The sequence below is a fragment of the Streptomyces sp. QH1-20 genome (assembly GCF_041283565.1).
Lineage (GTDB): Bacteria > Actinomycetota > Actinomycetes > Streptomycetales > Streptomycetaceae > Streptomyces > Streptomyces syringius.
Genome location: NZ_CP166299.1, coordinates 3609639 through 3622935, shown reverse-complemented (window position 1 = coordinate 3622935; position 13297 = coordinate 3609639). Strand labels below are relative to the sequence as shown.

19 protein-coding genes are annotated in these 13297 nt (G+C 67.8%); 5 read left to right on the top strand and 14 right to left on the bottom strand.

What is annotated here, in order from left to right; genetic code table 11:
- Positions 1-23: 23 nt before the first annotated feature.
- The 7 genes from AB8O64_RS16205 to AB8O64_RS16175 all read right to left on the bottom strand — a co-directional run bounded on the left by AB8O64_RS16205 (position 24) and on the right by AB8O64_RS16175 (position 5417).
- Positions 24-1097, bottom strand: a complete 1074-nt coding sequence (locus AB8O64_RS16205) for a phage tail protein (protein ID WP_370419782.1) — start codon at positions 1095-1097, stop codon at positions 24-26.
- A 48-nt stretch (positions 1098-1145) separates the two neighbouring features.
- A complete protein-coding gene (locus AB8O64_RS16200; RefSeq protein ID WP_370419781.1) occupies positions 1146-1688 on the bottom strand; it encodes a hypothetical protein in 543 nt (180 codons plus the stop codon).
- A 604-nt stretch (positions 1689-2292) separates the two neighbouring features.
- The gene (locus AB8O64_RS16195) at positions 2293-2643 is read right to left on the bottom strand and encodes a hypothetical protein (RefSeq protein ID WP_370419780.1); all 351 of its coding nucleotides are present in this window, start codon (positions 2641-2643) and stop codon (positions 2293-2295) included.
- 65 nt (positions 2644-2708) lie between these two features.
- The gene (locus AB8O64_RS16190) at positions 2709-2999 is read right to left on the bottom strand and encodes a hypothetical protein (RefSeq protein WP_130878967.1); all 291 of its coding nucleotides are present in this window, start codon (positions 2997-2999) and stop codon (positions 2709-2711) included.
- 111 nt (positions 3000-3110) lie between these two features.
- A complete protein-coding gene (locus AB8O64_RS16185; protein ID WP_184733886.1) occupies positions 3111-3686 on the bottom strand; it encodes a phage tail protein in 576 nt (191 codons plus the stop codon).
- Positions 3687-3791: 105 nt separating this feature from the next.
- Positions 3792-4199, bottom strand: a complete 408-nt coding sequence (locus AB8O64_RS16180) for a hypothetical protein (RefSeq protein WP_130878969.1) — start codon at positions 4197-4199, stop codon at positions 3792-3794.
- A 255-nt stretch (positions 4200-4454) separates the two neighbouring features.
- Positions 4455-5417, bottom strand: coding sequence for a peptidoglycan-binding protein (locus tag AB8O64_RS16175; protein WP_370419779.1), 963 nt, complete (start codon positions 5415-5417; stop codon positions 4455-4457).
- 230 nt (positions 5418-5647) lie between these two features.
- Between AB8O64_RS16175 and AB8O64_RS16170 the strand changes: the two genes are divergently transcribed.
- Positions 5648-6013 (top strand): hypothetical protein, encoded by a 366-nt coding sequence (locus AB8O64_RS16170; RefSeq protein ID WP_366683813.1) that lies wholly within the window; start codon positions 5648-5650, stop codon positions 6011-6013.
- Here AB8O64_RS16170 and AB8O64_RS16165 read toward each other — a convergent pair.
- Entirely contained in the window at positions 5999-6625 is a 627-nt protein-coding gene (locus AB8O64_RS16165; RefSeq protein ID WP_370419778.1) for a GntR family transcriptional regulator, read from the bottom strand. The two genes, AB8O64_RS16170 and AB8O64_RS16165, sit on opposite strands and share 15 nt — an antisense overlap.
- Before the next feature lie 95 nt (positions 6626-6720).
- Entirely contained in the window at positions 6721-7239 is a 519-nt protein-coding gene (locus AB8O64_RS16160) for an ATP-binding protein (RefSeq protein ID WP_370419777.1), read from the bottom strand.
- A gap of 238 nt (positions 7240-7477) precedes the next feature.
- On the opposite strand from AB8O64_RS16160, the gene AB8O64_RS16155 reads away from it, so the two are divergent.
- Positions 7478-8350 carry a helix-turn-helix domain-containing protein gene (locus tag AB8O64_RS16155; RefSeq protein ID WP_370419776.1) on the top strand — a complete coding sequence of 291 codons (873 nt, stop codon included), beginning with the start codon at positions 7478-7480 and terminating at the stop codon, positions 8348-8350.
- 6 nt (positions 8351-8356) lie between these two features.
- Entirely contained in the window at positions 8357-8575 is a 219-nt protein-coding gene (locus AB8O64_RS16150) for a DUF397 domain-containing protein (RefSeq protein WP_370419775.1), read from the top strand.
- A gap of 90 nt (positions 8576-8665) precedes the next feature.
- Here the strand turns inward: AB8O64_RS16150 and AB8O64_RS16145 are convergent, their stop codons facing one another.
- Positions 8666-9220 (bottom strand): hypothetical protein, encoded by a 555-nt coding sequence (locus AB8O64_RS16145; protein WP_370419774.1) that lies wholly within the window; start codon positions 9218-9220, stop codon positions 8666-8668.
- 50 nt (positions 9221-9270) lie between these two features.
- Entirely contained in the window at positions 9271-9948 is a 678-nt protein-coding gene (locus tag AB8O64_RS16140; RefSeq protein ID WP_370419773.1) for a hypothetical protein, read from the bottom strand.
- A gap of 264 nt (positions 9949-10212) precedes the next feature.
- On the opposite strand from AB8O64_RS16140, the gene AB8O64_RS16135 reads away from it, so the two are divergent.
- Complete coding sequence (locus tag AB8O64_RS16135; protein ID WP_370419772.1) at positions 10213-10536, top strand: hypothetical protein; 324 nt, start codon at positions 10213-10215, stop codon at positions 10534-10536.
- 89 nt (positions 10537-10625) lie between these two features.
- On the opposite strand, the gene AB8O64_RS16130 is transcribed toward AB8O64_RS16135, so the two are convergent.
- Genes AB8O64_RS16130 through AB8O64_RS16120 form a run of 3 tightly spaced genes read right to left on the bottom strand, consistent with a single transcriptional unit; the run spans position 10626 to position 11909 of the window.
- Complete coding sequence (locus AB8O64_RS16130; RefSeq protein WP_242626155.1) at positions 10626-10847, bottom strand: hypothetical protein; 222 nt, start codon at positions 10845-10847, stop codon at positions 10626-10628.
- Positions 10844-11545 carry a hypothetical protein gene (locus AB8O64_RS16125; RefSeq protein ID WP_370419771.1) on the bottom strand — a complete coding sequence of 234 codons (702 nt, stop codon included), beginning with the start codon at positions 11543-11545 and terminating at the stop codon, positions 10844-10846. Before AB8O64_RS16125 ends, AB8O64_RS16130 begins: the two co-directional genes overlap by 4 nt.
- A gap of 46 nt (positions 11546-11591) precedes the next feature.
- The gene (locus AB8O64_RS16120; RefSeq protein ID WP_366683807.1) at positions 11592-11909 is read right to left on the bottom strand and encodes a WhiB family transcriptional regulator; all 318 of its coding nucleotides are present in this window, start codon (positions 11907-11909) and stop codon (positions 11592-11594) included.
- Positions 11910-12198: 289 nt separating this feature from the next.
- Here AB8O64_RS16120 and AB8O64_RS16115 point away from each other — a divergent pair, with 289 nt between their 5' ends.
- Positions 12199-12657: a helix-turn-helix domain-containing protein gene (locus tag AB8O64_RS16115; RefSeq protein ID WP_370419770.1), complete on the top strand. Its 459-nt coding sequence runs from the start codon at positions 12199-12201 to the stop codon at positions 12655-12657.
- The last annotated feature ends 640 nt before the right edge of the window (positions 12658-13297 follow it).

The window sequence follows — 13297 nt, the reverse complement described above, 5'->3', positions numbered from 1 at the left end:
GGGGTCTGCTGATCCGGCTGCGGTCATCCCCGTGCCTTGGCGAGGAACATCAGCGCCATGGCGGTGTCCTTGGGATCGCTGGACGACGTGGCGTAGTAGTTCTCGATGTGGAAGCCGTTGCCTTGCGTGCCGTTGCCAAGTGCGCCGGCGGAGGCGAGGCGGGACTGCACGGCGGTACGGGTCAGCAGCCGGTCGAGCTTCGACAGCGGCATGACGGCCTCGGACTCACCGGCCTCGGCGACGATCGCGGGCACGCCGCCGCTGCGCGGCGCGACGATGCCGCCCTCGGCGAGCATCGGGATCCGGGGAATGCTGACGCCGAAGGTCTTGCCGCCGACGAGGGGCACCCAGCCGGGGATGGAGACCTTGATGCCGTTCAGCGCGCCGATGGCGCTGTTGATCAGGCTGATCACACCGTTGAGCGGTGACTTCACCGCCGACATGATCCCGTCGAAGACACCGCCCGCGAAGCGGGACAGCCCGCTCCAGGCGCTGGACAGCGCGTCCTTCACGGTGTTGAACGCACCGGGGACGGCGGTCCCGATCCACAGGGCGATGGGCAGGATCGCGGCCTTGATGCCCTTCCACACACCGGAGATGACCTTGCCGGTGGCCCTCATGATGGGCCCGATGGCCTTCATGACGGTCGAGACGACCTTGCCGATGACGTCGAACGCCACCTTCATGACCTTCTGCATCGCCTTCGACTTGGACGCCATGGTGACGACCTTCTCGATGAGCGGTGCGAAGAGTTCGAGCAGCGTCCCGATGACGTTGCCCTTCATGGACTTGTTGAGCCCCTTGAACCCACCGTCGGCCTTCTTGAGCCCGCCCTGGAACTTGCCCATGGACTGCCCGCCCTTGCCGGCTTCCTTGCCGACCTTGGCAACCGACTTGGCCGCCTGGTCGGCGGCGGTCTTCATGCCCTTGAGCTCACGGGTGGACTGCTTGGCGGAGTTCTTGATTTTGCCGACGTTGGTGTTGGCGGTGCCGGCTTGTTTGCCGAGGGTGCCGGCGGAGCGGCCGGCGGCGTCTACGTTGGTTTTGAAGGTTCGGGCGGAGCCGCCGGCTCTGCCGAGGGATTGCACTAGGGACATGTTCTACCCCATTCAGTTGGTCATCCGGGCGACTCGGTGGGTAACTGGTTAACCCAGTGCGCGCACCAGGTTCGTGACACGCAGTTCGAGGTCGCGGATTCGGGCAGCCTCATTTCCGCCGACAGGCGCCGGACGCCGTTGCGCCCGGTCGCCGGTGCTCACTTGATTGCGGCTTTCGGTCCGACGCCTTTCGATTCCGTCGATGCGCAGATGGATATTTCGATCGGCGCCCTGAAGTAGACGTATGTTGGTGGTGTTTCTGCGTACTTCGGGTTCCAGTGCGTCTAGACGGAGGATCTGTGCGTCCAGAAGGTTTTCGGGCTTTTTCCAAAGAAAGCCCCATTTGTTGCGTTCGAGGTTGAACCGTTTCTCGATCGCGGTGTCGATGTTGAAGAGCTTGGGGAGGCCGAGCGTGAATATCGCCGTTATCTTGGTGACGACGATTATCTCGACCCACTTGCTCCAGTTTACTTTCCAGTCGGTCCAGTTTACGGATGGTGCTTCATTCTTTATGCCGGCTGGCTTGTCTGTCTTCTTCGCCAGATCGCTTTCGACTTTACTGAGTCGATCCTCGATCGTTGGTGTTGTCATGACTGGAGCGTTCACTCCTTTCGGCATTCTGAAGTCATGCGGGTGCACATTGGGTTGACGGGTGGTCAGGTCAGGCTCTAGTGTTGGCGAACATATGCCCGATTTCTGCTGTTCGCGAGGCAAGGAAAACCGCAAGTGAGAGCTGAAGCGCTCGAAGGTCCTCTGTCGGCTGCCGTCTGGTTGATATTTGCGTTCGGATGCGCGTGGCTATTGTTCGGGGCGGTGCTGGCTTTCGCCGACACCCTCGCATACCGCAGGAGGGTGACGGTCCCCGCTGATTGTCATGCGCTGAACGATGAGCCCGGTGGAGTGGTGCGGCACCTGCTGAGTCGAAGCCCTGTAGCCGGCGAGGATCGAAAGGTTCTGCTACGCGCCAAGGGTGTAGTCGCCGAAGTAGGCTCCACGGTTCTGATTTCCTATGACCCGAAGAGGCCGCACCATGTCTTTCTCGCCTCTCGCCATCCTCGTTTCGAGCATTTGAGGGGTGAAATACTCGCAGGAGTGATCGGCGCCCTGCCCATCTTGTACGTACTCACCAGGTGGGTAATGTCTTAACGGGCGGAATGCGAGGGGCAGTAGGACGCTGATCCCGTCAATCTGGTTCTCAGGCGAAGAATCGTGCCAGATCCGCAGGCGTCGGCAGCGTGGCGGATTCGAGCCCTTCTTCGTCGCTGAGTGAATCCGTTTCCGGGTTCGATTCTTCGAGGCTGGGCCTCGGCACGGGATCCGGGTATTCCATGGGCTCGGAGTCCTCGCCGCTGTTGATCGTGGCCGTGATCCAGTTGGCCACAGCCAGATGGTCCACCGCAGCCGCGAGCAAATGCGTAGACGAGTCCCATTCCACGGCTTCCCCGTGCAAATTACGATTCACAGCGCTATCACGTGGCATGTGCTTGACCAGCACCGAAAGCCGTCGCGTCGACAGCGACCCCCGGTGCCAGTCCAGCAAGTCCACGCCGTAATGCCGCAGCAGATCGGCTTCGAGAGCCTCGGCGTGTTCTTCTACGAACGCGTCGAGGCTCAGTCTTCCCCCAGGCCGAGCCCGGTCTCCTTGCCGTACGCCTCAAGGATCGCGGCGATGTCCTGCATCGTCACGTCGTGCTCGACGAAGAGCTTGAACTGCTTCTCGCCCAGCAGCAGCCCCAGCAGCCCGTCGACGTCGTTGTCGTCGAGGTCGCGCAGAGCGCGCGCCGTGCGGTGGCCGATCTCGGTGGGGAGTTCGAAGGTGTCGCCGTCGAGCTGGAACGACCACGACTTGCCGTGGGCCTCCATGCGCTGGGCGCGGGCCGCGTTGACGTCGAATCCGGACATGGTGCTGCTCCTTGGTAGAAGAAGAGTTGAAAGGCGGCGCCGCCCCGGGCTGGATGGAGCTCGGGGCGGCGCCCTATTGAGGTGGCCCGATGGAAGGGGCCGGCTTCGGCCTTACACGGCCGAGTACGCCGAGTCCTTCATCAGCCAAGTCGCCAGCGGCGCACCGTAGCTGCTGGCCATCGCCGTGAAGGTGACACCCAGCTTCACCGCGCCCTTGCGGTTGAGGTCCATGTCATCGCTGACGGTGACCAGGCCGCGCGGGACGACGAAGCGGTAACGGACGTCGGTGCCGTCGGTGAACTCAAGGCCGAGCGCGCGCTCGTCCTCACCCTGGTCGCTCTGGATCTCGTACTTGTAGATCTTCGAGTTCGGGGCCGTCTCGGCGACCTTGCCACCGCCGAAGAAGAACGGCAGCGTGTCCTCGTTGAGCTGGAGCATGCCGAACTTCAGGGTCAGCTCGCGCTCGGTGTAGATCGTGCGGGCCGGGGTCAGGGACTGCCAGGTGTCGATGTTGGCGGTCTTGCCCTTGCGGCCGAACTTCACACCGTCGGTGCTGGTGTAGCCGAGGTCGTGCCAGGCGTCGCTCCACGCGGTGTCGGTGTCGGCCGGAGCGGACGTGCCGACCTTGGCGACGAGGATGCGGCCGGTGCCGGCAACGCGGATCTCGCTCGGGTTCATACCGGGCATGGGGTTCTCCTTGATGAGAGTGATGTGTGAGGTGGTGCGGGGTATGACAAAGGCCCCGCCGGTAGGGGCGAGGCCTGGGGAAGAGCGTGCGGGTGCCGTCCGGACTTACGCCGGGCGGAGTGAGAACCGCACCGTGGTGAGGTAGCGATTGCCGGCGGGCCGGTTGTAGTCCGGCAGCCAGCGCACGGCCTCGGTCTCGACGACGTCGGTGACGACCGCGGTCCCGTAGACGGTGCCGCGGAGCTGGAGGAGTGCGGCGCGGACGGACAGCGACACGGTGTGTGCCGTCGTCTTGTCCGGTCCGTAGACCTCCAACTCGACGAGGGGCTGGTCGAGATGGAGATCGTCGACCCAGGCGCCGCCGGTCCGGGAGACCAGCACCACCTTCTGCGTACCGTCGAAGCCGTTGGGCGGACGGTTGTCGACAACCACCCCGGCCAGTTCCGGCCGGTACTTCAGGTTCTCGACGATGAGGCGCTCCACATCGGGGAACGAGAGCAGGGCCTCATTCACATGCGGTCTCCTTTCGTGCGGGCGGCGGGTGCGTGGGGCGGCCGGCGCGTGCGGCGCGGCGCGGTGGCGAGCGGTTGCGGTAGGGAGAGCGGGCTGCCGTATGCGGCCCGTACGTTCCGGCCGCCCCACGCGAAGCGGCGGTAGCCGCCGCCCTGTTGTGGGCGCAGCTCCGCCGCTGCACTTATTGTGAACGAGATCGTGCGGGCGCGCAACTAGAAGTTTCGAGCTCGCAATCATGGGTGCCGTGGGGCACGGCTACGGGTCGCTGGTCATTGCTTCCAGCGCGCGGCGCGTGTTCGGACCGTAGACGCCCGAAGGGTCGCCCTCGATGCCGTTGTCCCGCTGGAAGTCCGCCACGGCGTGGCGGTCCTCGCCGCTGTAGTGGCCGTCCTCCCGGACGACATCCGGAGCCAGGAGCCAGCCGCCCTCCTCGTTCAGCCGCTGCTGCATCTCCAGGACTTCCGAGCCCCGCATGCCTTGTTTCAGCGTGGCTGCCGTGTTGTCCGCCGGCGGGGCAGTGCGGGCCGTGGCACCCGGCGGTGTCGAGCCGCCGCTTGAGGCGTCGACACGAACGGGCGTCCGCGCCGAGGCCGGGTGGGCTCCCGAGGCCGAGGGTGACGCGCTCGACCTCGCGTCGGCGCTTTTGCCCGGCGACGGCGACGCGGAAGGCGATGCCTTCGTGGTTGCCCGGGAGGCCGAGCCCGACGGCGTCGGGTCGTCGGTGGCGTCCCCGGTGGAGGCGGTCGCCGTGGGGCCGCCCGCAAGGTCGTTCGGCCGTGCCTGATCGCGTTCGTCATCGCCACCGAGTAGGCCGGCGGCGAGCAGGCCGCCGCAGACGGCGACCACCGCCACCGTCGCCCCGACCACGGCGGCCAGGGGGCGCTTCCGGCCCCGTCGCCGTCCGCGCGGGCTGTCGACGCGCTGCGGCCCGTTCTCGCCGGGGGCGGGGTGGGCGAACAGGCCCAGGTCCTCCGGGGCGGCGCCGACCTCGTGGTCCGTTGTGACGCTCACTGCCGTGGCGACGGGCGCCGTGCGAGGACCGTCCCCGTACGGCCCGGCCTCCGGCTGGGCGACGTACGGCCGGATCCGCAACGGATCGAAGCCCCCGGTCACGGCGTCCGCGCCCGCGTTCGTGCCCGCGCGCAGCGCGCACCCGCAGCCGGAGCCGCCGTCCGCGTCCCGCTCCGTACCGCAGTCGGGGCAGCGCTGTGCCGTCACCGTCGTCCCTCCGTCGAATGGCAGCGATTATGCAGACCGGATTCCGATCTGCACAGGCCTGACCTGCGCTGAAGCGATTTCGATGCCTTCTGCGGCGGGCCGTAACCCTGCAAACCCCCCAAGACCGGGCGGTCGGCGGTGCGCCCCAGATCTCGCGTGGCCCCGCCGTCAGGATCAGACTGGAAGAAGGAAGGCTTCTCGGGCCCCTCAGGGCCGGGAAGGGAGGAGCGATGACGTCGACAACACGCGAAGACGCCCCTGTCGGCTTTGCAGGCGACGGCGTGGAACTGCGTATGCAGGATCTGGGCGGTGACATGGGTGCCGCGTTCATCCGGTTCCCCAAGGGAACGGACATGGCACCGGCCCTGAAGGGCCTGCCGGACGACCTCTGCCAGTGCCCCCACTGGGGCTACATGTTCAAGGGACGTCTAAAGCTGAAGACGAAGCACGGGGACGAGATCTACGAGGCGGGCCAGGCCTTCTACTGGGCGGCCGGTCATGCGCCGGAGGCGCTTGAGGACTGCGAGTTCGTGGACTTCTCGCCGACGCAGAAGTTCAACGAGGTGATCGACCACGTGAAGTCACAGATGAGCTGAGCCCAGAGCTCGGTGGTCTCGCCGCCGGGGCGGCGAGACCTGAGTGGAGAACGGCGTCCTTGGGCCTGGTCGGCAGATCGTGATCTCGTAACGCAGTCGCTGACGATGTGCGGGCATGGTCATCATGTCGACCTGAAACGGCCGCTGCAGGCTGTCGAGCGTGAGCCGCGTCAGACGCAGAACCGGTTCGTCCCCCGCTGTCTGGAGCAGTTCCCGCTCTTCGTCGCTCGGCATCCCGGCGATCACGTCCTCGCGGACCGTCGCACCCACGTACCCGAGTTCGGCGAGCAGGGTGATTGCTCCGCCGGGAATCTTGGCCGTCTGCGCGAGACGAGTGCCGCGGGCGATGTCGGCCGGGTAGTAAGTGTCCGTCAGCTCGTTCGGCCGGTCGTCGAGAAACATGATCCGGCGGCGTACGACGACGGGATCCCCGTCGGGCAGTCCGAGCAACTCGGCGACATCCGGTGGTGCCGCCACCTCCCCGGCGTGGACGATGCGCTGGCTCCCGCGTCGGCCCTGAGCTGCGGCTTCGGCCCTCCAGGCGTCGCCTCCGCCGGTGCCGCGCGGCGTCAGATACGGCATCGAGCTGCTGATCCACCCGCTGTTGCTCACGCTGTCCGCCCTCCGGCCGCCGAGCTTCCCACCCTTGCCGCTTCACACGGTATGCGACCAGCCTGAAATGGCTGTACCAGCCCATCGAGCGCACCTCAATGAGGTGACTGCCCACGTGAAGTCGCGACTGTGCTGGCCCTGTTGGGCCTCTGCCGCATCCGCTGCGCTGGCTCTTCGGCCCAAGCGGCCGGCGCTCGCCTGCCGATCTCACACCAGACCGCCTTCGCCTTGACGCCGAAGGGGCCGTTGTCCAGCGGGAAGTAGTCCCACCTGTCGGCGAGCGAGCGGACGAGGGCCAGACCTCGTCCACTTTCGTGGTTCTCGAGAGCCGGTAGCGCGTTCGGTGGCTTCGGGCTCGTGTCCCACACGGTCATGCGCAGGGTCTCCCGCGCCCAGGTCAGACGCAGGTCCGCAGGGCCGTATGTGTGCACGATGGCGTTCGTCAGCAGCTCGCTGACCAGCAGCTCGGCCCGGTCGATGAGTTCGGGCAGTTCGTGGGCCGAGAGTGTCGAGCGAAGCGACGCTCTCGCGACGCCGACCGCGCGGGGGTCGTGGGGAATCTGCAAGCAGTACTCGAACGGCGCGATCGCGGGTACGGCGGGACGCGGCAGCATGTCGGCCTCCTGCGGTGAGGTTGTGTCGGCTCGGCCGGTGTCAATGCCGTCATGCGGGCATGTCGGTGCGCTTCCGGTAGCCGAATAGGCACGCTCTGTGAGCGGTGCAAGGCTCACGCTGGCAGGCGCCGAACCTAAAGTGCAACCTGCACTTGAGAAGTCACCCCTACGGGTGAGGAGGCTGGTTTCCGGGTCGATGCCGGGGCCAGACTGTGGCGCCTACAAGAGGAGGTGCGGTGTGCCCGCAGACCACAGTCCAACGGTTCGGCGCCGACGTCTCGGTGCGGAATTGCGAAGGCTCCGCGAGCAGGCAGGTCTGACCGCAGAGCAGGTGGGCGAGCAACTGACCTGCCACGCCTCGAAGGTCGGCCGCATCGAGAACGGCCGTAGCGGGGTACGGATCCTCGACCTGCGAACGATGCTCGACTTGTACGAGGTCGGTGACAGCCGGGTGCGGGAAGCCCTCACCGCGCTCGCGAAGGAGGGCAAGAAACGCGGCTGGTGGCAGCAGTACTCCGACGTTCTGTCGACTGCGGCCGCCGAGTACGTCAGCTTGGAAGCGGCAGCCTCGCACATCAAGGACTTCCAGCCGATCCTCGTACCTGGCCTGCTCCAGACGGAGGACTACGTCCAGGCGCTCATGAACGGGGGCCGCCCTGACGACACTCCGGAGCAGATCTCCATGCGGGTCCGGCTCCGGATGGAGAGGCAGAGCATTCTGTCCGGCGAAGCGCCACCCCTGTTGTGGGCAGTCGTCGGGGAGGCGGCCCTGCGCAACCAAGTAGGTGGGCCGGCAACCATGCGCCATCAGATCAAGGCGCTGCTGGAGGTGTCCGACAAGCCCAATGTGACGCTGCAGGTTCTGCCGTTCACCGCTGGGGCACATCCTGGGGTGGATGGAGCTTTCACCGTCCTGTCGATGCCTGAGCAGGATGAGCAGGAGGTGATCCTCGTCGAGGCCATGACCAGCTCGCTCTACTTGGAGACCGAGCAACAGGTGAGCCGGTACAAGTTTGCCTTCAATCACATCAGGGCTGCTGCCGCCAGCCCTTCGCAGTCGAGGGATCTGTTGCGCCGCGCCCTCTACGACTACCGAGACTTAGGAGACTGACCAGCCGTGATACCTGCCGTTGATCTGAGGTGCGCTCTTTGGTTCAAGAGCACTTACAGCGGGACCGACTCCAACTGCGTCGAGGTTGCTCACGCCCCGGGCGTGATCGGTGTCCGGGACTCGAAGAACCCGTGCGGGCCCGTCCTTGTCTTCGGAGCGGTGGCGTGGAATGCCTTCCTGGCGGGACGGGAAGTGGCGAGGAGCGGCGTGCGCCAAAGACGGTGAACCGGCTCGGAGAAGGCGCACGTTGGCCGGGTATGCAGACGTCACCCCGGCCGGACGTGTGAGGCAGGCGTGGCAGAAGCAAGCCGAGCCTCACACCGAGACTTCCCACGGGCCCAGTGATTCGATGCGCAGGTATCCAGGGCCGGGGATCTTGATTTTCCCTCGGAACGTTCCGAACTCCATGACCCTGGTGACGGTCCTTCCGTCCGGCGCCATGTGGATGATCTCCGAACCGCCGGCGGTCTTCCGATCAAATGCGAAGTCGACGGTTCGTAGCCCTGCCGGACACCGCAGGACGTCGTTCGTGCGGCCGCGGACGATTCCGGAGACCTCCCGAGCGGCTTCGAGCGGCAGCACACGTAGTCGCCAGCGAGCGAATCCCCCGCCACTGCTCGAGGACGAGAGGCGTTCAATGTGTACGTGGGTGTACTTCCGCCCGAGGAGAAGGCGCTGTGGCCTCCTCCCTATCGCCAGCGCTGCTACGGGACCGCGCACCCCGCGTTCCGGAGTGTTCACGACTCCGTGCGCCATGAACGTGCTGGACCAGCCCATCGAGCGCACTTCCAGAAGCGTCGGCGCCCCCGGGGTTCGCGGTATCTCGACTTCGCGGTTCCGCCAGCCCTTGTACGAGGCGAGGTCTTCCAACGTCGGTCCCTTCTGTTGGCGTTCGCCTACTGTCCTGCCGTGGCGCATGCTCAGTACGCCGACCGCGGCACGGCGTCGCGGATCTCCGCGATCTCCCTCTCCACGTCGCGGTACCAGTCGGTGACCTTGCGGTCGGCCTCGACCTCTATGTGGCCCGCGTCCAAGGCGCGCAGGCGGTCGCCGACCGCGTTGAGCCTCGCCTCCAGTGCGAAGCGGCCCTGGGCGGCCGGGCCGGCCCAGGCGAGTTCGTCGGCGGCTGCCGCCATCGCCGCGTGGACGCGTGTCCTGATCGGGGCCACCTTGTCGCGCAACCCCAGAAGCGTGTCCCGTAGGCCGATGAAGGAGTCGGTGGCGCCCTCCAGGTCCGGCACCACGGAGGCGCAGTTCTGGCTGTACTCCGTGAAGAACTCGGCGGCAGACTTGATCGCCTCGAAGTCGGCGTCTGCCAAGTCGCACCACGTGGCGCGCATGTCCTCGTACGTGGCGATCATCGAGTCCACGCTGTCCCACGTGGCCTGGCTCTGTGCCAGCTGGGTGCGCACCGTGTTCACCGGCAGCCCGTCGCCGAAGCCGAGCGTCGCCGAGACCTGGTTGTGGGCATCCTCGAGCCGGACGCGCGCGCCCCGCAGCAGTTCGTGGGCATCTTCCGCCACCTGCATCACATACGCCAGCGTCTCCCCGGCTTCCGTCAGCAGCCGGGCTTCCGCGTTGCGCCGTCGTCCCCACATACCCTCTCCCCACCCCCCATGCGTGCCCCCTGCACGCATGAAACGATCTCATGTTCGGGAGAAGTCGGGCGGGCGATGTCGCGGACTGTCCCCCTGAGGGGACGGAGTGTCAGACCAGCGGGTTAGATTAATGGGCGATCGCGCACACTCCCGGGTATCTCACGACAGATGCACTGGAGGCGTCACGGAGGGGCATATGAGTCGGCCAATAGCACCTGGGGGTGGCATGAGCGAGTCGGTCGTGGGGTGCGGAGGGGTCACGCGGTGAGTGTCCACAGCGAGCGGCTCGCGGAGGTCGTGGCCGCCACCGTGGAGGTGGCCGCCGAGTCCGGGTCCGCCGGAGTCTTCACCGGTGAGGTCGCCCAGGCGCTGGCCGCCGTCGTCGGCAAGGTGGCCGACAGGGCCGTCGATGCCGCCGAGCTCAGTGGGTTTGTCAGTGGGTGGCAGGAAGCCATCGAGGCTGTGGGGGAGGACGCCTCGGCGGGTGCTCAGGTGGTGCGGATGGCCTCGTGGGGCTCCATGGGTGGGGGCGGCTCCTCCGGTGGTAACCCCAGCGGGAACGATTCTTCGCCGCCCCGGGTCCGTTAGGGACGGCCGTACGCAAGGAGCGCCCCGCAGCCTTCTCGGCTGCGGGGCGCTCCTTTATATAGACGCCCTGCGTATATAGGGGACAGGGATCACGCCCGCGCGCGGCGCTCGTGCGCCCTGCGCGTCGCGCGCTCCGCCGCGAAGACGTCCTCCAGGCGGAACAGATGGGTACGGCCCCGGCGGCCCGCCGGGGTCAGGTGTTTGAGCTGGACCCACTTGCGGATGGTGTCCGGGACCACCGCCGCCTCTTCCGCCGCCATCGCCGTCGTCACCAGAGCGGACGCCGGTACGTACATGGGCGCTGTCGTCATCGGGAACCCTCCGTGCTCGTGTCCTCGTCCTCGGCGCCGTCCTGGGCCGCTGTCAGCTCCGCCAGGTCGCCGTCCGTCGCCTCCGCGAGCTGTTGCCACTCCGCGCGGACCCAGGAGTGCCGGTGGCGGGCGTCCGTGCGGCAGGTGCAGACCGGGTCGGCGCAGCGGCAGCCGGGGTTGACGCACAGGACCGTCTCGCGGTGGGGGAAGACGCGCAGGGAGACGGAGTCGCAGTGCAGACAGCGGCCGCTGACGCGGACCGGGGTCTCGGCGTCGCCCAGGGCCAGGGAGCAGCGGCGGGCCATGCGGCGGGCCTCGCCCCGTACGTGTTCGGCGAGCACCGGCTGGGCCGAGACGCGGTCCAGCAGGCCCAGCAGCCGGGTCAGCCGCTGTTCCACCGTGCCGCGCTGCGGGCGCGGGACCCGCAGCTTCTCGCAGACCGCCTCCTCCAGCTCCACCACTCCGTCGGTGATGTCGCGGATGGTGTCCGAGATGAACAGGCGGATGGGGGCACCGGGGGCCGTCGGCCTCCCGCCCCGGCCGCCACCACCGGTGAGGGAGGGGCGGGCGGTGCGGCTGGGGGCGAGCTCCTGGCTCAGCTCGGGGAACTGGCGGAGCAGGATGCCCAGCCATACCCCCGCCGGGTCGGGACGGTCGGAACGGTCGGGACGGTGGGGCCGGTTGGGCTGATCGGGCATGGCTGCTCCCTGTGAGTCATTCCTACGGGCGGGCTGCGGCGAGGTGCTACTCCGGATCGGCGAGGTCCCGCTCCGGGTCCAGGTCCGCCGGGATCCTCACCTCCCTGCCGTTGCGCCACAGGCGCCCCCCGCTCACCCCGTCGAACCAGCTCTCCGCCGGGGCGACGGTCTCCAGGCAGCGGCGGCGTACGGGGCAGATGGCGCAGGCGCGCAGGGCGGGGAGGGCGGGTTTGGGGCGGCGGGCGAAGACCGTCTCGTCCGGGAGGCCGGCGCAGGCGGCGTGGGTGCGCCAGTCGGCCGGGCGGGCGGCGGCGGGGTAGGCGTCCCCGTGGAAGGTGGTGTGGACGAGCGCGGATGCGGGCATGGCAGGTGGTCCCTCTCAGGGCATGGAGGGGTTGCGGAGGCCCCCGTGACCCTTGTTGCGGTTGCGCAATCAACGTTACCGAGCTTGCGTGCGAGAGCGCAACAAACGATCAGGATGTGCTGCTTGCCACGGCTTCGGAGGGGCATTTACTAGTCAACTGGCCAGAAAAGTGCACCGCGGGGTAGCGGGTTGCGCGCTCGCACCGCATTCTGGTTATTGCGCGCGCGATCGGACGGTAGGGTCTGTTGTTGCGGAGGGAGAGCGTGTTATGGGCGAAAAAGGCTCGGATATGGAGCGTTTCGCGAGCTGGGTCGAGGGTCTGATGCGTGAGCGCGGATACGACATCGACAGCCCGCGGGGCGGCGGCAGGTCCCGGCTGGCGGAGGACGCCGGCGTGCATCGGGCCGCGGTGACGCGGCTGCTGCAGCGGCAGAGCCTGCCGGACCTGGAGACGATGCGCGCGCTGGCGCGCGTGCTCGGCGTGGGGCTGCGCGACATGCTGATCGAGTCCGGCAGGGTGACGGCGGACGATCTGCCGCTGCCCGGCGCCGGCCGGAGCGGCGCGGCGGCCTCGGGCCACGGCGCCGGACGGGTGACGCCCGCCGAGGCGGCCGACCTGCTCGGCATCCCCGACAGTCACCGGCGGCAGTTCGTCGAGATGACCGAAATGATCATCGCGGTGGGCGGGGTCCGCCCGGCCGACGCGCAGAGTGGCGGCGTCCAGCGGGGCGTCTCGGCCAGTCGCTGAGCGTCGCTCCCGGCCCCGGTCAAAGGAGTGAGCCAGGTCGGCCGCGTCGGCCAGGCCAGTCGGGTCGGCCCCGACCGGCCACGTCAGCCGTTGGGCGTAGTCGTTTGTCACGATTGACTGATTCAGGGTGATTCAATCCGCCGTATGGTGCCGCCTCGCGTGACCATCCCCGTGTGTCACCCGTCGCATCACCCGTGGGCGCCGCCGGCCGCCCGGCGCGCACCGCTGTGAGCCGTGTCGCGTGCCCGCCCGGCCGGCGCGGTCCCCGGCCCGCCGTCCGGGCGGCGCGCGGCCCCGGAGCGGACCCGGTACCTCCGGTCACGATCGGCCGGGACCTGGCCGGGACCCTTGGGGCGCCTGGGCGGCAGCGGTACGGTGGGGTGCGGTGGACCCGAGCCGCGCGGGCTCCCTGATCGGCGACATACGCTGCACATCAGGGTGTCCTCCGCGTGTGCATTTGTTTTGACCGCAGCCCATGCGGTAGGTACGCTCTGACCTTGTGCCTGGGGTGTCCCTGGGCTCTCGTGCGTGCCTTTTGACCGTACGAGGGGCCCAGACCGTAGCGGTCAGAGACGCCGAAATCTGCACCAACCCGTCGTCCGGCGGGGGTCTGCAGCCTTCGACACACCCGACCGCGTGG